This window comes from Pseudomonas sp. HMWF006, from assembly GCF_003061205.1.
GTDB classification, from domain to species: Bacteria; Pseudomonadota; Gammaproteobacteria; order Pseudomonadales; family Pseudomonadaceae; genus Aquipseudomonas; species Aquipseudomonas monsensis.
Map to the genome: position 1 here is coordinate 1 of NZ_QAIU01000048.1, position 18919 is coordinate 18919.

Annotated in this window: 10 protein-coding genes and 2 pseudogenes; 5 read left to right on the forward strand and 7 right to left on the reverse strand. The window is 60.8% G+C overall.

Features of this window, described 5'->3' with window-relative positions; all coding sequences use genetic code 11:
* From DBR24_RS01750 to DBR24_RS01765, 4 genes and pseudogenes are all read right to left on the reverse strand, one after another.
* Window positions 1-805: pseudogene (locus DBR24_RS01750) on the reverse strand (toxin); the annotation flags it as partial.
* 25 nt (window positions 806-830) lie between these two features.
* Entirely contained in the window at window positions 831-3599 is a 2769-nt protein-coding gene (locus DBR24_RS01755) for an RHS repeat-associated core domain-containing protein (protein WP_128613701.1), read from the reverse strand.
* Window positions 3596-8106, reverse strand: a pseudogene (locus DBR24_RS01760) (SpvB/TcaC N-terminal domain-containing protein). Before DBR24_RS01760 ends, DBR24_RS01755 begins: the two are co-directional and overlap by 4 nt.
* 200 nt (window positions 8107-8306) lie before the next feature.
* Window positions 8307-9830 carry a fumarate hydratase gene (locus DBR24_RS01765; protein ID WP_085689500.1) on the reverse strand — a complete coding sequence of 508 codons (1524 nt, stop codon included), beginning with the start codon at window positions 9828-9830 and terminating at the stop codon, window positions 8307-8309.
* A 586-nt stretch (window positions 9831-10416) separates the two neighbouring features.
* On the opposite strand from DBR24_RS01765, the gene DBR24_RS01770 reads away from it, so the two are divergent.
* From DBR24_RS01770 to DBR24_RS01780, 3 genes are all read left to right on the forward strand, one after another.
* The gene (locus DBR24_RS01770; RefSeq protein ID WP_128613703.1) at window positions 10417-11523 is read left to right on the forward strand and encodes a diguanylate cyclase; all 1107 of its coding nucleotides are present in this window, start codon (window positions 10417-10419) and stop codon (window positions 11521-11523) included.
* Window positions 11516-12451, forward strand: coding sequence for an iron-sulfur-binding ferredoxin reductase (locus tag DBR24_RS01775; RefSeq protein ID WP_128613704.1), 936 nt, complete (start codon window positions 11516-11518; stop codon window positions 12449-12451). Before DBR24_RS01770 ends, DBR24_RS01775 begins: the two co-directional genes overlap by 8 nt.
* 206 nt (window positions 12452-12657) lie before the next feature.
* Entirely contained in the window at window positions 12658-13407 is a 750-nt protein-coding gene (locus tag DBR24_RS01780) for an enoyl-CoA hydratase-related protein (protein ID WP_128613705.1), read from the forward strand.
* A gap of 96 nt (window positions 13408-13503) precedes the next feature.
* Here DBR24_RS01780 and DBR24_RS01785 read toward each other — a convergent pair whose 3' ends face one another.
* The 3 genes from DBR24_RS01785 to pyk form a co-directional block, all read right to left on the reverse strand.
* Window positions 13504-14826 (reverse strand): hypothetical protein, encoded by a 1323-nt coding sequence (locus DBR24_RS01785; protein ID WP_158277013.1) that lies wholly within the window; start codon window positions 14824-14826, stop codon window positions 13504-13506.
* A gap of 31 nt (window positions 14827-14857) precedes the next feature.
* The gene (locus DBR24_RS01790; RefSeq protein WP_128613707.1) at window positions 14858-16141 is read right to left on the reverse strand and encodes a hypothetical protein; all 1284 of its coding nucleotides are present in this window, start codon (window positions 16139-16141) and stop codon (window positions 14858-14860) included.
* A gap of 240 nt (window positions 16142-16381) precedes the next feature.
* The gene (pyk, locus tag DBR24_RS01795) at window positions 16382-17833 is read right to left on the reverse strand and encodes a pyruvate kinase (RefSeq protein ID WP_123467280.1); all 1452 of its coding nucleotides are present in this window, start codon (window positions 17831-17833) and stop codon (window positions 16382-16384) included.
* A 173-nt stretch (window positions 17834-18006) separates the two neighbouring features.
* Here pyk and DBR24_RS01800 point away from each other — a divergent pair, with 173 nt between their 5' ends.
* On the forward strand, window positions 18007-18393 hold the full coding sequence (locus tag DBR24_RS01800; protein WP_123467278.1) for a tol-pal system YbgF family protein: 387 nt from the start codon (window positions 18007-18009) through the stop codon (window positions 18391-18393).
* Between the two features lie 233 nt (window positions 18394-18626).
* On the forward strand, window positions 18627-18919 hold a 293-nt coding region (locus tag DBR24_RS01805), incomplete at its 3' end, for a PilZ domain-containing protein (protein ID WP_146188932.1).

Here is an 18919-nt window from a genome sequence, read left to right on the forward strand (position 1 = left end):
CCGATTGTCTTCGCAGACGGCCATCGGCAGGGTCATAGATCCACTGGCTGATGACATCGTTGCCGGCCCGTTGCTCAACGATCTGTGCGGCCGCGTTGTATTGCGCAGCGAGCAGTACCGGTAGCCATGTGGTTTGATTTTTCAGTTGCAGCTGGACCTGTTTGAGTTGTCCGGCCACGCCGTAGCGGGAACGTTGCCGATGACCGCCGGCGTCGGTCTGTTCGAGTAACGTGCCGAGCGGGCTGAGCACCCGGTCATGGGTGAATGCCTGGTCATCGTGAAAGGTACGGCGCTCTTGCAGAGGCTGGCCGCTGAGGGCAAAGCTGCCTGTGTGCAGCGTGCCCGAGCGATCCTTCAGTGTGTGTAACTGGCCGCGCAGGTTGTGTCCGGCGTCAGCCGTAGCGTCGGCATAGATGAATACATCGACATCGGGCTGGTCGTTTTCGGCGAGCGCCAGCACCCGCAGTTGTTCATCGAATGTCGTGCGCCAATGGTCGCCGCGTTCGCTCCAGCGCTGCAGTGGTTCGGCGGCAAGCCCCGGCAAGGTCAGGCGCCAGCCGGCGTCGACGCTGTCTGTTTTCAGCGCCTCGCCGTCGAGGCGGTAAACCGTGGTCAGGCACGGCACAGGCAAGCGCGGATCCCACTGTTTTACCAGGCGCCCGGCAGTGTCGTGCTGGCGGCGAGTGGTCTGGCGCTCAGTGTCATCACCGGCCGCATTGCGCAAGTACGCGACGTCGCTGACCGGTAGCGTTCTGGGGTCATGGGCGCGCAGCGTCGGCGTATGCCAATGCACTGAAGGGGTCATCCTCGCAAGCTCGGACAGTGCCATATCAGGCCGCCTTTTTCTTGTTGGCTCGCGCCTGCTTCAGCAAAAACTGATTGTCCGTGGTGCCCATTTCCTTGTACCAGCCGACCATCGCCTGGGCGCGTGAAATGTGGCGCAAGGCGGCATTGGTTTGTTGGCGCATGCCCGCGCGAGTGATCGGCGCCAACCGTTGCCCGGAGGTCATATGAGTCACGTTGGGCAGCATCTCGGCGGGCAAAATGACGTCAGTGCCCAGCACGTCAAATGCGCTCTCTGCCCAGCCTGCGCGTTGCTCTACTGCGGTTTTCCATTCATTAAGCATGTTCTCGATTTTTTCGATTTTCGCTGGGTCAAGCCGGTTTTTGATTTCCTCGGCATCCTGCGCTTTTTTAAACAGACTCAGAAAGTGCGGGACGATCGATATCGCTGCGCCAAGCACCCTGCCGATGAGGAACTCAGGGTTGAGTACGGCGTTGAGCGCCGGGTTTATCAATTCGCTCTTTATGTCTTTCCACGATTCGATCTCTTTGACAGGGCGGTCAATGCCCAAACTTTTGTCAATGGCGCTGACAGACATTTGCGAGGTCTGCGGAATCAGTGGACCTAAATTGATCCCGACACTTTCCGTCACCGGATCGAGCATTTTCGCTGCGAGATCGCCGGCGGCATTGCCGCCGGAAACTCCCCCGACCGTCGGATAGGCGGCGACTTCAGTCGGAGGCGGAATAATGCCGTCGACAAATCCGCTGCCGAGACTTCCACCCTTTGTGGTGGCTGTATACCAATACCCAGTTTCGACGACCAGGCTCAGTACCATGGTTCTGTTGAGGCCAAGCGGATGGAGGATGTTATGCAGCTGGTCCACTACCTGTGTGGAATAAGCATTGATGACTGAAATAAATTCCGACGTCACCATAATCAGGGTTTCCGCACGCGCGTTGCCGTCAGGATCGATATAGCGCATCGGGTTATTGCCCACAAACGCATAAAGATTCGGGCCATCTGCCTGCTCTGTGTCCGCACTGACCCAGCGCTGCAACCACGGCGCGTAATAGCGCGCGCCGTAGTAGTACAAACCGCTGACATCCATTTCTTTGCCGGAATAACGGATGAATTTGTAGCTCACCTCGACCTCATGCTCGCCGACCATCCACGCCGTTTCGCCAAAAGGGTAATAGCCCTCGTGGTTGATCAGCCCGGCCTGTTGATCGAGTTCCATGACACAGGAACCGAGGTGATCGTCGAGGCTGTAACGCAGTTGGTCGGCATCGGCGTCTTTGGGTTTTTTCTGCGCCCAGTGCAGGCAGCGCGCGTGAACGAGGCTGATGACGTGCAGCTCTTCACCGTTGTCTCTGGTGCGGATTTCCAGCCCTGGCAGGTAGCGCACCTGCTGAAAGTGTTCGGCGGTTGCGGTGAAAGTCTCGTGGTATTTGAGCACCCGCGCGCCCTGACTGTAGGTGTAGTGCTCAGCGTCACTGCGCTGGTTTTCGCGAGGGATCAGGATCACCTGTTGCAGTTCGTCGCGAACATTCCATTGCAGGTTCTGGCCGGGCTGCACGGCTTGTTGATTGCCATGGCCGTCGAACAGCTTATCGAACACCGGCTCCGGATCGCCCGGTTTCCAGCGCACCCCGCGATTGCTCTGCGGGTCGATGCGCACCGTCCGGGTGTAGGCATTCGTGGCCCGCGCATGGCGCAGTTCGATGAGGTTGCCGCCGCAGTCATACTGGTACGTCTGGGTGTAGTTGAGGCGATTGTTCGGATCGCCCGGCTGTGGCAGACCGGGAATGTCTGAGGGCGGGGCGTCGTCGTACCCCGTGGCGCGAGTCAACCGATAGAGCGAGTCGTAGCTGAAATCACGGTGGCCATCGACGAGCTGGTTGGCGAAGTAAACGGGCTGGAACGCGTGATCTTCGATGCGGCTGATATTGCCGACCCGGTCGTGAAAGTATTCGAAGTCCTGTAGAACCTCGCCGGCCTCCTTGCGGCTCGACTGAGTGTGCAGACGCCCGTCCGCCAAGGCGTAGGTCCAGCGGCTGCGCACCCGGTTGCCGGCCAGTTGCTCGATGATCTGCGTGGCAGCGTTGTACTGCATATCCAGCAACACCGGCTGCCAGTCAGTCTTGCCGCTGACACGCAGATGCACTTGTTTGAGCTGTCCGGCCAGGCCGTAGCTTGAGCGTTGCCGATGGCCGCCGGCATCGGTCTGCTCCAGTAGCGCACCGAGCGGGCTGAACCGCCATTGACTGGTGAAGGCTTCGCCATCCTCGAAGGTCCGGGTCTGCGTCAGCGCCTGGCGGGTGAGGGCGAAGCTGTCCGTGCTTAGCGTGCCCGAGCGATCTTTGTGTGTCAGCAGCTGGCCGCGCAGGTTGTGAGCAGCATCGGCGCTGGCATCGGCGTAGGTAAACACATCGACATCAGCCTCGTCGTTTTCGCTGAGTGCGATCACCCGTAGTTGCTCATCGAAGGTCGTGCGCCAACGCGTACCGCGCTCGTCCCAGCGTTGCAACGGCTCGCCGGCCAGACCGGGCAGGTGAAGGCGCCAGCCAGCGTCGACGCTGTCGGACTTGAGCGCTGAGCCGTCGAGGCCGGGAACCGAAACCCGACAGGGCACTGAAAGGCGCGGATCCCATTGCTCGATCAGCCGTCCTGCGGGGTCGTGATGCTGGCGGCTGGCCAAGGCTGCGGGCGTGTCATCCGCCACCGTGCGCAGGTAGGCCACCTGTCGCACCGGCAGGCCGCGAGCATCGTTCACGGCCAGCGCCGGCGTGCGTCGATGCACATTGGCAGTCATGAGCGTGGCGACCTGGCGGGCGGTGACGGCTCGGCGGTGTCGTTGAAGTCTTCGCTGGCGCGGTACCAGGGGTGGTAGGTTTCGCGGGAAAAGTCGCCACGCGCATTGATCAGCTTGATGGACCGGCCCAACGGGTCATAGAACAGTTGATCGAAATAGCCGAGCTCTCGCAGTGACTGGTCATTGACGTAGCCATGGGTGTCGGCGAAAAACGGCCGGAACTGACGCACCAGCAAGCCCTTGTTGTTGTATTCGACACGCTCGCTGATACGCCAGCGCGGGTCGGCGTCGACTTCCACGAACTGGCCATCCTCGACGATCAGCGCGCCGTCGGCGTCGACCGCATACGCCTTGCCCGGATCGACCCGTTGCTGGGTTTGCAGGGCACGGCCGAAGCCGTCGACGCAGGCTTTGATGATCTGGATCTGTGCCGGGATTTCGTCGTCAGGGTAGCGATCGGCGCTGAGCATCACGCTGTGCACCGGTTCGCGGTGAGCACTGGCGATGACTTCGCGCAACGCCTGTTCCGCAGCGGTCAGCACCGTACGCTGCGCCAGTTGCCGGCGAGCACTGGCACGAATATGCCCGCTGGGCAGCACGTATCCCCGGGCGACCCATTCAGGGAGTGTAACTGCGTCCGCCGGTACTTGGCCCATCCAGCTGAACAAGTCCTTGCGCAGCGTGCTCGCGGCTTTTTGCACCGCGTCTTCGGGGGCTTCAATGGCCGGGTCCGGGCGATGATCTTCTGGCCGGATAAATTCGCTCAGGGACTTGAAACCTGCGGCGACGCCGCGCTCGGTACCGTGAAAACTGCTGGCCAGCGGCTGTCCGGAAGGCTCGTAAATCACTTCTTCAATATTTTCATTGGCGTCGACGATGCGCTGCGGCAGCAGGGCGTGGTAGTCGTACTCGATGTGCGTGGTGCAGTGATCCGGCAGTTCAACGCGGATGATCGCCAGGTTGTAGTCGTCGTATTCGGCTTGGGTCGCGCCATGGCTGAGCGTTTCGCGGTAGCTGCGCACTTTGTAGAAACCGCTGAGGTCGGCATAAGTGGCATAGCCGAAGTGCGCCGACCAGAGGTCTTGTTCGGCATCGATGGGCGGCTCGATCTCAAACAACAGCGGCATCGCGGTGTAACCGATTCTCTTCAGTTCGTCGCGAATATCGAAGGGCGGCGGTAAAACGTCATAAGCCTCCAGCGCGGTCTTGTCCAACTGCGCCAGCTCCAGTGGCCCGGCAAGTGCGACAAAATCGGCCTGCCCGTCATCGAGCAGCGTCCCATCGGGCTTCACGTAACGTTGCACTGACTGCGTTGTCAGTACCCGCTGTTCATCCCAGTAGGCCGAATCCTGATGCGCGATCATGTCCTCATAACTGACCTGTTGCGCTGTCAAACCTTGCGGTAGCGAGCCTTTAGGCAACACCAGTGCATTGCTGCGCTGTTGCCACGGCAAACCGAGCCGCCACTGCTGCGGCTGGTCAGTCAGGTCAATGAACGTCGAGCGTGTTTCGCTCAGATAGAAGGATTGCTGCGCTGCATCGTGTGCATCGCGCCACCACTGTTGCTCATCCACATCGGTGAACGGCGGTGTGTCTGATTCGGTCAGGCGCCGCGCGTAGTTGACGGTCAGTGCATGGGTGGACAAACCGTGGGCGTCCCAGCGCAGATTGAGGTCGTGGCGGCACAGCGGATCGTCGATGAATGTGTCGTACTGGTAGCTGATGCTTTCCAGCACCAGCGGCAGCATTACCGCTGAGGCGTATTGGCCTCGGGCCCGGACTTCGCGCACCAGGTAGCGGTTCTCCTGCACCGCATAAGGGCTGGCAATGCCCGGGGCGTCGAAGCTGTCCTCGGCGTAGGTTTCGCTGCGGATGACCGACCCCACCAGTGCCCGAGCGATTTCGTACTCGGTGTCGGCATCATGCGGCGTGATGGTTTCATCGCATTCGTCGGTGACGTGATAGCGGCTGAACAGGGTGTTGCCCAGCGGCCATGCCTGGTGATCGCCATTGAAATAGGGCGCACGCGAACGATCCATGGATTGTCCGGTGTGAAACCAGGTACAGACCCGTACCGGCGCGGTAAAACCGCTCTCGTCATCGGCGCCGGCACGTTCGCTGTCGGTCTGTTGCAACTGGCCGAACCCGCGGAACTCACGCTCTCTGGCATCGTAGATGCCCTCGCGATAAAGGAAGGTCTGGGTCAGGCAATTGCCGGTGATTTCATCCAGTTGCCGTTGCTGTTTGACCACGGCCACGGTAAACGGCAAATGACAGATCGGCAGTTGTTTGAGTGCCAGTGTGCGTTGTTTCTCATCCAGCCACTCTTGCGCCGAGCTGCGATAAACCACGCTGGCGCTACACCCCATGTTGTTGTTGCTCGCGGTCAGCAGATAGGGTTTGGCGGCGACGAAATCGTAGCGCCAGTGCTGCGGCGTAATGTGTGGCACCGTCAGGATCAGGCTTGCGCAGCCAAGCCCTTGCAGGTCGGCGAAACTGACCTGGTTTGAACGGTCGTAGCGCACGCCTTCAGGCCATGGCACGCTGATCGGCGTTTGTTCCAGCCCGTTCCCGCCACGGTTGCGGTAGATCTCGAACCCCTGCGATTGCAGATAAATCAGCGCAGGGGCGCCGCTGCCATCGAGGTCGGCGATGCGTACCCGCGATGCATCGAACGTTTCGTACTCAAAGGGCAGGGCGCTGATCACCCGGCCTTCGCCAAACCTGCCGTGCCCCAGGTTCGGCCAGCATTTGATTTCGTCATGACGGATACGGCACAGCTCAGGCATGTCGCTGCCGAGCAGGTTGCCCAGCAGCACCAGTTCAGTGGGCGAGTTGCTGAACAACGGCAGGTGGTCATCGACGGGCACATGCAGCACTTCTTCGCCGGGAGCGAAGCCTTCCTCACGTCGGTTGGCATAGAGGCGCACCGAGTTCGGCCCGATCAACCCCAGTGAACTGAGCCCGTCGCCGCTCAGGTCACCGAGTTGCGACAGCGTGTGGAAAAACTCCAGTGGAAATGCATTGAACGGGACGAAGTCGGCGAATTCACGCTGTGCATTGAGTGCGCGAAACGCACTGATACCCGGTTGCGCGCTGATCCAGTCGAGGCGGCCATCGCCGGTCAGGTCCGTCAGCAGTTGTTGCACCGGGCGCTTGCGATCGCCCAACGGAATGTTGTCCAGCGCCTGCCATGGCCCGTAGCCGATTTCATCGGTGCCTGAGGTTTGGCGCAGTGGCTCACGGTAATACCAGCACTGATCATAGCGACACAGAAAACCCGGCACGCCTTCGCCATAAAGGTCAACGCACTGGTAGAAACCGCCGTCTTCCACACCGGGTTGGTTATCGGTTTCGAGCAGGCGTGTGGGGGTGCGATTGATGTCGAACGTTGAATATTCGAACTCCACGGGCGGGCTGTTCTCGACGCCGCCGCTGGCATCATAAGACTGATAGTGGGCGGCGCTGATCTGGCTGAAAGACCAGTCGCTGGAAGGCGTCGAATATTCCAGCAACAGGCGACGCACCAGCGCTGGCCTGATCGCCGGGTCAGCGCTGAAACGATGAAACATCAGGACTTGCCGGCACAGCCGGCGGGTCGCCAGTTCAAAGCCTCGGCCGTAGGTCGAAAACGGGTCCTGGCGCGTGAGCCAGGGTTGCACCGTTGCGCCATCGTAGTCCGGTACATCGGCCAGCGCGGTGCTGCGCTCGCCGTAATCGAACAGCAACTGAAAGTGCCAGTCGAGTTCGGCGGGATTGTCGATCGTCCAGCTGTACAGATGGCTGCTGGCGGTGAAGTTGCCGTAGCACACACGGCGCAGATAGCGCTGGGCACGGTAGTCATGCACCGGGTCGGGATCCTGATCATCGGCCTTGTATTCAAAACAGATGTGTTCGCCACGGGCGTTCATGCTTTCGCACAGCAACCAGCTGGCGATTCGCCCTGGGGCCTCAGGATCGGCGAGCCGTGTGGCTTCGGTCTTGCCGTAAAGGTGTAGCGAGCCGTCGGCGCCGTGTATCAACCAGAATACCGGTGGATCTGCTTCTCGGGTCTGGCGCTGCCAGCGCTCGCGCAAGGCAAAATCGCTTTCGACTCGAGGCCAGTAGCGCACCACCCTGTGCGGGCCGATGTCGACGCCGTTGTAGGTGCTTTCTTCACGGAATTTGAGCTCGCCATCCTCGTCCAGCTCTGGCATCCATACTTCCCCATCGACGCCGATGATCTCGTCGTGATCGGTGTAACGCGGCACACCTTTATGGGTTCGGCGGCTGATCTGACCCACGCCGCCCAAGTGCCAGGACAGACCGAACGGACCGTTGCCGCTCTGACTGTTGTAGCTCAGCGAAACTGTGGATCCCAGCCCCGGCCGGGGGAGGTCGGGATCGGCAGCTCGAACGATGCCGCACCAGTCGGCCCCACGGCGCCCCAGCTTTTACCGATGGTGGCGAGCGATGCGCTTTTGGCGATGGCAGGTGTGGTGATGCTCAGTTCTTGTCGGTCAGGCATGCTCGAATCCATTGCGCACGGGGTTGGCGTGAATGGATTGACGCTATCAAGAATGGCATTGGAATTAACCTGTCAGATCTGACAGGTGCGCAAGAACATTTTGTATGCTTTGGCAGGTTTTTTATCGCATTGGGTTTGCACATGCAAAAACGGCCGGTCATCCCTGGGGATGAGCCGGCCGTTTTCATAGGGCGAAGCGCTTACTGCACTTCGACCGCCAGGCTTTCGCTGATCTTCTGTTGCCAGATCGCAGGACCGGTGATGTGCACCGATTCACCTTTGCTGTCCACCGCAACGGTGACCGGCATGTCCTTGACCTCGAACTCGTAGATCGCTTCCATGCCGAGCTCGGCGAATGCCAGCACCTTGGACTTCTTGATGGCCTGAGCCACCAGGTACGCGGCGCCACCGACGGCCATCAGGTACACGGCCTTGTTGTCCTTGATCGCGTCGATCGCGGTCGGGCCGCGCTCGGACTTGCCGATCATGCCCAACAGGCCGGTTTGCTCGAGGATCTGCCGGGTGAACTTGTCCATCCGCGTTGCGGTGGTCGGGCCAGCCGGACCAACCACTTCGTCACCGACCGGGTCAACCGGGCCAACGTAGTAGATGAAGCGACCTTTGAGGTCTACCGGCAGGGTTTCACCCTTGTTCAGCATCTCGACCATGCGTTTGTGCGCAGCGTCGCGACCGGTGAGCATTTTGCCGTTGAGCAGGACGGTTTCGCCCGGCTTCCAGCTCTGCACGTCTTCCGGGGTCAGGGTGTCGAGGTTGACGCGGCGAGCCGACGGGCCGGCTTCCCAGACGATTTCCGGGTAGGCGTCCAGCGGTGGCGCTTCCAGCGAGGCTGGACCTGTACCGTCGAGCACGAAGTGCGCGTGACGGGTGGCGGCGCAGTTCGGGATCATGCACACCGGCAGGGAGGCGGCGTGAGTCGGGTAGTCCATGATCTTCACGTCGAGCACGGTGGTCAGGCCACCAAGGCCCTGGGCGCCGATGCCCAGCTGGTTGACCTTCTCGAACAGCTCCAGGCGCATTTCTTCAATGCGGTTCTGCGGGCCACGGGCCTTCAGCTCGTGAATGTCGATGGATTCCATCAACACTTCCTTGGCCATCACCGCAGCTTTCTCGGCGGTGCCGCCGATGCCGATGCCCAGCATGCCCGGTGGGCACCAGCCGGCGCCCATGGTCGGAACGGTCTTGAGTACCCAGTCGACGATCGAGTCGGACGGGTTGAGCATGGCCATTTTCGACTTGTTCTCGGAACCGCCGCCCTTGGCTGCCACGTCCACTTCCACGGTGTTGCCCGGGACGATGGAGTAGTGGATGACTGCCGGGGTGTTGTCCTTGGTGTTTTTACGAGCGCCCGCCGGGTCGGCGAGGATCGAGGCACGCAGGACGTTTTCCGGCAGGTTGTAGGCGCGGCGCACGCCTTCGTTGATCATGTCGTCCAGGCTCATGGTGGCGCCATCCCAACGTACGTCCATGCCCACACGCACGAACACGGTGACGATGCCGGTGTCCTGGCAGATCGGCCGGTGGCCGGTGGCGCACATGCGCGAGTTGATCAGGATCTGCGCCATCGAGTCACGGGCCGCTGGCGATTCTTCGCGCAGGTAGGCTTCATGCATCGCCTGGATGAAATCCACGGGGTGGTAGTAGGAAATGAACTGCAGGGCGTCGGCAACGCTCTGAATCAGGTCGTCTTGCTTGATCACGGTCATGAGTCGCGCTCCTCTAAAAAACGGTGGGGCAGCTACAAGCTTCTAGCTTCGAGCGGCAAGTTAAAGCAGTACGCGGACAGCTTGAGCTTGAGCTTGCCGCTTGAAGCTTGCGGCTCGTAGCTGTCCCTCTGTGGCGCGACGCTAAAAAGGCGCGGCAGTATACCGCGCCTCGATGGGGCGTACACGCGCCGGCAGTCATTCGTTGGTCGCATGGGTGGGCGAATATCGGACAGCGGGTTTGCACTTCAAGAGCTATCCCCTCACCCGAGTCCTCTCCCCAGGGGCGAGGGGGCCGATCTTCACACTGTTCAAACCTGAGTTCGACTCAGGGAAGGGTCCGATCTTCATGCTGTTCAAACCTGAGTTCGGCGCGATGTTTCAGGTCGGCGTACCTCGGATAAACCACTCGGTCAGTCCCCTCTCCCTCCGGGAGAGGGTTAGGGTGAGGGGCTTTTCAGGTCATGCATTTGACGTCAATTTTCGAGCCCGAAAATCGGTGGTCATTTATCGACTACGCCACTAAAGTGGCAGCCGGTCTGTAGAGTAGGACACTCGGTCAGCCTCTTATCGCACGGTGAGTCAACGATTGACCCATAACGCCATTCAACGTCTTTTGCTCAAACGCTTCGCCCTTGCTGCGGCCACCTATGGATTGGCTTTGCTGCTGCTGTGGCTGACGTTTTTCACCGGTCATTACGACCAGTCCCTGAGCTCCGTGGCCACTGGCAGCGCGCTGGTGGTGATCAGTCAGGCGACGCTGTTCGCGCTGTTCTGGAGCGGACGCAACCAGCGCTTTTCCGACCCCAGCCTGACCGAAGCGCAGGTGCTGCTCGGGCTCGGCTGGCAAACCTGGCTGATGGCGCATCTGGATGAAGCCCGCGGCGCGTTTCTGGTGTTTTACGTGCTGATCCTGTTATTCGGCCTGTTTCACCTCAGTCGGCGGGCGTTCATCCGCTGTGCGCTATTGGTGTTCTTCAGTTTTTGCACGATCACGCTGTGGGACGCCTATCAGTTTCGCCTGCGCGAGCCGGCACTCGCCGCGTTGCAGGTGTGCATTCTGGCCATGGTGCTGGCGTGGCTGGTGCTGTACGCGCGCTTCGTTCAAGTCTCGCGCCAACGCATGCGTCAGCGCCGGTTTGCCTTGCAGGCGCATCAGGACACCCTGCGCGGGATGATGCGTCAGCTCGAAGACCTGGTTGCCACCGACGAGCTGACCGGGTTGTTCAACCGCCGGCACTTTCTGCGCCTGGCCTCGCGCGAACTCAATACGATGGACAGCGATGTCGTGCACGGCCTGGCGCTGATCGATCTCGATCATTTCAAACGCATTAATGACCTGCACGGCCATGCCGCCGGCGATCAGGTGTTGCAGGCATTCGCCGGTGTCGCTCAGGCCTGTCTGCGCGACGGCGATGTGCTGGCGCGTTATGGTGGTGAGGAATTTGTGCTGCTGCTGCCCGATTGCGACGCCGAACGCCTGACCGCCTGCTGCGAGCGCTTGCGCATCGCCTTCACCGATGTCGAACTGGTCGGTCTGAATGTGGGCTCGCTCAGCCTGTCGGCGGGCATGACCTTGCTCGGCCTGGGTGACGATCTCGACGACGCCTTGCAACGTGCCGATCAAGCGCTCTACCGGGCCAAGCGTGACGGGCGCAATCGCTGTGCGGCGGCCTGGGAGAATGTCGATGCCTGAACTTCGCGTCGGTGAACGACAGTGGTCGGTGGCGGCGGGCAGCAACCTGCTCGACGCCCTTAATCAGAACGGTGTCGCCGTGCCTTACAGCTGCCGCGCCGGCAGTTGCCATGCCTGTCTGGTGCAATGTGTGCAAGGCCTGCCGGCGGACAATCGCCCGGACGCCTTGAGCGCCGAGCAACGCCAGCAGGGCTGGCGGCTGGCCTGTCAGTGTCAGGTGGTCGAAGACTTGCAGGTGCACACCTTCGATCCGCTCACCGACGGACGCCCCGCCGAAGTCGAGGCGCTGGACTGGCTCAGTGACAGCGTGCTGCGCCTGCGCCTGACCCCGCAACGTCCGTTGCGCTACAGCGCCGGACAACACCTGGTGCTGTGGCTCGATCACATCGCCCGGCCGTATTCGCTGGCGAGTCTGCCGGAAGAAGACCGCTTTCTCGAATTTCACCTCGACTGCCGCCAGCCCGGCGAATTCAGCGATGCCGCTCGACGGCTGCAGATCGGCGACCCGGTGCGCCTCGGCGAACTGCGCGGCGGCGCGTTGCATTACGACCCGGACTGGCACAGCCGGCCGCTATGGCTGCTGGCCGCCGGCACTGGCCTGGGCCCATTGTTCGGGGTGTTGCGCGAAGCCTTGCGCCAGGATCACCAGGGCGCGATTCGCATCATTCATGTGGCCCATGAGGCGAGCGAACACTATCTGGCCAAACCCCTGATGGCACTGGCCGCGCAGCGCGAAAACCTCAGTGTCGAGCTGTGGACGGCGGCCGAGTCAGCCGCCGCTTTGGCGCAACTGCGCCTTGTATCCCGGCAAACCCTGGCCTTAGTCTGCGGCTCAACCGCCAGTGTCGATGCCTTTGCAAAGCGTCTGTATCTGGCCGGACTGCCGCGCAATCAACTGCTGGCCGATGTGTTTCTGTCCCGCGGTTAAGCGCTGATATTCATGGGTTCGAAGAGCCTCTGATGAGGGGGCCTGTGTTGTGGAAGTGTCTGTGGCGAGAGAATTTATCCCCGCCGGGCTGCGCAGTGGCCCCATGATTTTGTGAGCGCTGCGCACTCAAACGGCGATAAACCCCTTTGCCACAGCCTCCCTTCACCCTCACTGAACTTCGCAACCCGGCACTGTTGAGAGATGCCATGACCGAAGCCATCCTGCTGGAGCGCGAACGCGGTTTACTGACCCTGCGCTTTAACCGTCCGGACAAGAAAAACGCCCTGACCCGCGCCATGTACAGCCGGCTCGCCGAGGCGCTGAAACAGGCCGACAGCGATCCTGCGATCACCGCCGTGCTGATCACCGGCAGTGCCGAGTGCTTCACCGCCGGCAACGACATTGCCGACTTCATCCAGCAACCGCCGAGCGATCTCGATAGCCCGGTGTTTCACTTCATGCTCAACCTGCTCGAATGTCGCAAACCGGTGATCGCGGCCGTGGCGGGGGCCGCGGTGGGCATCGGCACGACGCTGTTGCTGCATTGCGATCTGGTCTACGTCAGCCGCGACGCACGACTGCGCATGCCGTTCGTCAATCTTGGCCTGTGCCCCGAGTTTGCGTCCAGCCTGATTCTGCCGCGCCTGCTCGGTCAGGCCAGGGCGGCGCAGTTGTTGCTGCTCGGCGAAGGGTTTACCGGCGAGCAAGCGGCGGCGTGGGGCATTGCCAGTGAGGCGTTGGGCAGTGGCGCTGCGGCTTTGGCCAAGGCCCGGGAAATGGCGCTGCGCTTCGATGAATTGCCGCCGCAAGCGGTACGGATCAGCAAGCAACTGATGAAGGCGCCGGATCGTGAATTGATCCGCCAGGTGATCGAGGAGGAGGGCGCGCTGTTCACCCAGCGGCTGCGTTCGCCGGAAGCGCTGGCGGCGTTGACCGGGTTTATCAAGCGGCAGTGAAAGATCGCCGCCTTCGACAGCAACGGCTGCGGGTGTGTGTTGACCCGACAGCGCTGGCGAAGGTGGCGACCTATGGGTTCTTCAGAGTTCGCTCAGTCATGCTTGCGGGGCGATAAGCCCCCTGGCAACCCCCAACTGGTGATGATTATTGACGCGGACTGCTGCAAAAAACAGCACCGTGCGATCCGTGATCAAGGCGGACGCCATCCCGAAAGGGTCGGCATCGAACTGCAGCCAGCCCGTGCCCGCACCAAAGTTTTTGTCCAGGATGCCGGCGTCGGTGAATCGGGCCACGACGACCTGCGCGGGCTTATAAATGTGGCCATACACCAGAATGCTTCCGTCCTTCTGGACAGACGCGTGATGCCAGTAAGTGTCACGGTCGTCCAGACTGGTCAGCAGCGGCTTGCCGCGATTGAACTGGATGTTGGCACTGCCATCGGATTCACGACTGACCAACAAACCGCATTCTGCGTCATCCAGCGTGTAACCGATGCCAAGCAAGCGTTGGTTCGTCTGCGCAACAAGACGTTCTAACAGAAAGCTCATTGAAGCTTCCTGCGGTTCAATCAACCGATAGCCATTGTTGCCGAATGAGACGTCAGTTGCGCCAGTGGCAAGCAATCTCGTGAAGAGCGCACGGGATCCTTCATTAGCCAGGTTCCGGCAATAACCACTGAATACGTATTTGCCGTCAGCGCTGACCAGAACGTCGGTGAGGTGGGTATGCGCAAAATCGGCAAAGGCAATCCGGACGATGCCCGTCTGGTTGAAGTCGGGATCGAGCGCACCGTCCGGTGTCAGGCGAATGATCGCCGTTTGGGTTTCTTCCACGCCGTCATACACAGGTTCATGCAACAGGATTTTGCCGTCAGGCAGAATCACACTGTTACCCGCGGCTGCGATGCCGGAGGAGGTCGACGGCGCTTCAAAACTGTGCGCCTGAATCTCGCCGATGCTGCCAAGTGCAATCAGCACTGTGCCGTTATTGCCGAATGTCGAGTCCGGAGTGCCATCGGGATGCAGACGGATCAGGCCTTTCCAGGTGTTGAAGGTGCCATCGTAATAGTGGCCGATCAGTAAGATTTTTCCATCGCTGAGTTCAACCACCTCGCTGATCTGCGAGTAGGAGCGCCCTTCATCGTTTTCGACAAACGCCGCGATGACATAACCGGCCTTGCCAAATGTCGGGTCGATCATCCCGTTTGCCGTCAGCCTCACGCAGTAGTAATCAACCCGCTGACGCGTGAGCTGCACATCGCCGACCACATACAGACGACCGTCAGCATCAACGCCCATGCCTTTGGGGTTAACGCTGCCTTCGGGAGCGCCGGGAGCATTCAACAAGACCAGGCCGCCGTCACCAAAGGCGGGGTCGAGCTGTCCTTCATTGCGCAAAACCTTTGAATCAATGCTCATGTTCATCTCCTTGAAATAGCCCGCCCCTTGTTCAGTCACGCCCGTGGTAACGCAGGACCCATCCTTGATTCGTCGAGTCTTTGAGGTAGGTTCCGGCCACTACGATTTTTCCATCCGCCTGGAGCGCGAGGCTGTCGAAAGAAAGCGCCCCGGTAAATGGCGTGCCCACCCAGCCGGCGTTGCCGAATGTTGAATCGAACGAGCCGTCGCTCAACATTCTGCCGATGACGGCGGGGGACGGTTGGTCGGACTGCTGGTATTTACCGACCAGCACGATCTTGCCGTCCGGTTGCATGACCCCGCTGCTCCAGTAGGTGGATGCATACTCCAATCGGGTCAGCAGAGGCTTGCCGCGATTGAACTGGATATTGTATTCACCATCCGGTTCCAGGCTGATCAGGAGACCTTCAGTGCCGGTTTTGCCGATGCCCAGCAGCCGCTTGTTCGGTTGCTGGATCACGCACTCAAGAACCGGAGACCCCGACATCGGCTCAATGACAAACCCGTTGTTGCCGAACTGCGGATCGAGGCTGCCGTCGCGCAGGTAGCGTGCAAACAGGGCGGCGGATGTGCCGGAGCGGGGTGCCAGTGCGCCGCAGATGACGAGCTTGCCATCCTGATCGATCAAGCCGTTGCGCACCTTTACATCGGCAGGCGCCGCACCCGGGTAGAGGACCTGAACATAGCCTTTGTTATTGAAGGAGGTGTCCAGAGAACCATCGCTGTTGAGCAAGTACAGGAACGCTTGTGTATCCAATCCGTGCGTAATGGCGTAGGTGTACACCACCAGAATTTTTCCGTCGTTCAGCGACACGATGCTGCCCGATGAAGCCTGTTCGCTACCACTGGCTGCCTTCGCGGTCTGTTCGTCAGCACCTGCGGGCAACCGGAGGATGACGTAGCCCTGGTCTCCAAACGTGCTATCCAGCACACCTGCGGATGTAAAGCGCGCCAGTGCAGGTCTGCTTTCAGCGACGGTGCCCAGAAGCAGCTTCTTGCCGTCGCTCAGGCAGATGACCGATTTCCCCTTGGACTCGGTTCTGACGGTAAAAGCACCACTGGCAATGCCCTCGTTTCCAAAGGTCGGGTCCAGTTTGCCGTCCAGCGTCAGGCAGCCCAGAACGTAAGCCTGATCAGTGACCCCGGAGCCTGCCTGACCTGCGAAATACAAGCGTGTCGAGGTGCTGTCCGAACTGATCCCCCCCACATGGCTTTGCCGTCCGAGGGCCGGCAGCGTCAGCTGGAAAACGCCAGCGTCGGCAAAGTCTTCATCCAGCGTTCCTGCTTTTGGTGCCTGTCGGTTCGAGTGATTCATGGCGTTCTCCTTGAGTAGAGGATTCTCGACTCAAGTAACTGCCCGAATGCTTGCCCCGTCTACTGTCAGATCTGACAGTTGACACAGTGCTCGCCACAAAATTACAGCTGCGGCCACGCTTGAAAGGACCTCGCCAATCACGTGCAGGTGCTGCACAAGGCTGCGATTTTTTGATGGGCCGGAAAACAAAAAGCCCCGCCGTTCACACGGCGGGGCTTTGGTTTTTCAGCAACCGGTCACTCAGACCTGCGGGTCGCCCACGTGCAGGATCTTCATGCCGTTGGTACCGCCGGTGGTGTGGTAGCTGTCGCCCTTGGTCAGGATGACCCAGTCGCCTTTTTCCACTACGCCGCGCTTGACCAGTTCGTCGATCGCCTTCTGGCTGACTTCGTGCGGTTCCAGCGAAGCCGGGTCGAACGGAATGGTGTACACGCCACGGAACATCGCCGCACGCGCCTGGGTCTCGCGGTGTGGCGAGTAGGCGTAGATCGGCACCGAGGAGCGGATGCGCGACATGATCAGCGGGGTGTAACCACTTTCAGTCAGGGCGATGATCGCCTTGACGCCCGGGAAGTGGTTGGCGGTGTACATGGTCGCCAGTGCGATGCTTTCGTCGCAGCGGGTGAATTCCTTGCCGATACGGTGGCTGGAGGTCTTGCCGGTCGGGTGCTTTTCCGCGCCGACGCAGATGCGCGCCATCGCCTGCACGGCTTCCAGCGGGTACTGGCCAGCGGCGGATTCGGCCGAGAGCATCACGGCGTCGGTGTAGTCGAGCACGGCGTTGGCCACGTCGGACACTTCGGCGCGGGTCGGCATCGGGTTCTGGATCATCGACTCCATCATCTGGGTCGCGACGATCACCGCCTTGTTGTGGCGGCGTGCGTGCAGAATGATTTTCTTCTGAATGCCCACCAGCTCGGCGTCGCCGATTTCCACACCCAAGTCACCACGGGCAACCATCACCGCGTCGGACGCCTTGATCAGGCCGTCGAGGGTTTCGTCGTCGGCCACGGCTTCGGCGCGTTCGATCTTCGCCACCAGCCAGGCAGTGCCGCCGGCCTCGTCGCGCAGTTGACGGGCGTATTCCATGTCGGCCGCGTCACGCGGGAAGGACACCGCGAGGTAGTCGACTTCCATTTCCGCTGCGAGCTTGATGTCGGCCTTGTCTTTTTCAGTCAGGGCCGGCGCGGTCAGGCCGCCGCCGCGACGGTTGATGCCTTTGTGGTCGGACAGCGGGCCGCCGATGGTCACCACGCAGTTGAGTTCGGTGGCGGTGGCGGTTTCGACGCGCATCACCACGCGGCCGTCGTCGAGCAGCAGCTCGTCGCCCACGCCGCAGTCCTTGACCAGGTCCGGGTAGTCGATGCCGACCACTTGCTGGTTGCCTTCGGTCAACGGATGGCTGGTGGAGAAGGTGAACTTGTCACCGATCTTCAGCTCGATTTTCTTGTTGGCGAATTTGGCGATACGGATTTTCGGGCCTTGCAGGTCACCGAGCAGGGCGACGAAGCGGCCGTGCTTGGCAGCGAGGTCACGCACCAGTTTTGCGCGAGCCTTGTGCTCGTCGGGGGTGCCATGGGAGAAGTTCAGACGGGCGACGTCCAGGCCAGCCAGAATCAGCTGTTCGAGAACTTCCGGCGAGTTACTGGCCGGGCCAAGGGTAGCGACGATTTTGGTACGACGGACGGACATGCAAAGACTCCTCAGGTTCAAGCGCCAGCGAAGGCTACTATGCTCTTTGGGTGTAGTCATTGTTCGTTTGCACTACTTATCATTTTCTTTATTGAACGCGGCAACTTTGGGACAAACGCGCCTGAAGATTTCCGACCATGGGTCGATACAGAGCTCAAGACAGGAGAACCCCCATGCGATTGTTGCCCATTGCCGCCCTTGCCCTCAGCGTCCTCGCCGTCACGGGCTGCACCCGTTGGTCGATGAACCATCATTTGAACAACGCTTACAGTGCCTATGACCGTGGCAATTGCGAGCAGGTGATGCTCGAACTGTCCAAGGTCGAACGCGCCAGCCGTGCCCGCCCGTATGTGTGGCCGGAAGTGTCGATGATGCGCGGCCAGTGCCTGGAGCGGCAGAAGATGTTTGTCGATGCGGCGCAAACCTATCAGTTCATCATCGCCTCGTACCCCAACAGCGAATACGCCTTCCGCGCCCGCGCCCGTCTGGAAACCCTGCAGAGCCTGGGCCATTACCCGACCCGCAGCGCAGCAGCGGTGGTGCGCCCGACGGGCTCTTGATGACAGTTGTCATACAAAAGCTGGCCGGTTGTACAGGCTGAGCTATAGTCGAATGAATCGGGTCGCCGGTGAATCCGCGATGACCCGTGCAACACCTGCGACTGGCAGTTGTAAGGTGATGGCGTATTAGCGACCGTCACACCGGAAGCGGGGAGAGCGTGCCTGCGACACAGGCGCGTTCCGAAGCAAGGGTGCGGCTCTGTGAGGGAGCCTTGCAGGACGAACTGCGCATCATGTTTACCGACCGCCGGATCGAACGGCATCAGCTGCCGTACTTCCTCAGAGTGTTCAACAGCGTCACCGACAAACCCATCGGTTTTCTGGGCAATGTGTCCGAAGACGGGCTGATGCTGATCAGCCAGTTGCCGATGATGGTCGGTGCGGATTTCCATCTGCGCCTGAAAATTCCCTGCGGTGACGGTTGCCAGCAGGTGATCGACCTGGCCGCGTCGTGCCTGTGGTGCCACGAGGATGCGACGCCGCTGCATTACGACGCCGGTTTCAGTCTGCTGCGAGCGCCGCCCGA

What these genes read in the sequence shown, in the direction of transcription:
- DBR24_RS01775 (WP_128613704.1), top strand. Translation starts at nt 11,516, where the DNA reads ATGCCTGAACTTCGCGTCGGTGAACGACAGTGGTCGGTGGCGGCGGGC.
- DBR24_RS01765 (WP_085689500.1), bottom strand. Translation starts at nt 9,830, where the DNA reads ATGACCGTGATCAAGCAAGACGACCTGATTCAGAGCGTTGCCGACGCC.
- DBR24_RS01780 (WP_128613705.1), top strand. Translation starts at nt 12,658, where the DNA reads ATGACCGAAGCCATCCTGCTGGAGCGCGAACGCGGTTTACTGACCCTG.
- DBR24_RS01800 (WP_123467278.1), top strand. Translation starts at nt 18,007, where the DNA reads ATGCGATTGTTGCCCATTGCCGCCCTTGCCCTCAGCGTCCTCGCCGTC.
- DBR24_RS01755 (WP_128613701.1), bottom strand. Translation starts at nt 3,599, where the DNA reads ATGACTGCCAATGTGCATCGACGCACGCCGGCGCTGGCCGTGAACGAT.
- DBR24_RS01785 (WP_158277013.1), bottom strand. Translation starts at nt 14,826, where the DNA reads ATGAGCATTGATTCAAAGGTTTTGCGCAATGAAGGACAGCTCGACCCC.
- pyk (WP_123467280.1), bottom strand. Translation starts at nt 17,833, where the DNA reads ATGTCCGTCCGTCGTACCAAAATCGTCGCTACCCTTGGCCCGGCCAGT.
- DBR24_RS01790 (WP_128613707.1), bottom strand. Translation starts at nt 16,141, where the DNA reads ATGAATCACTCGAACCGACAGGCACCAAAAGCAGGAACGCTGGATGAA.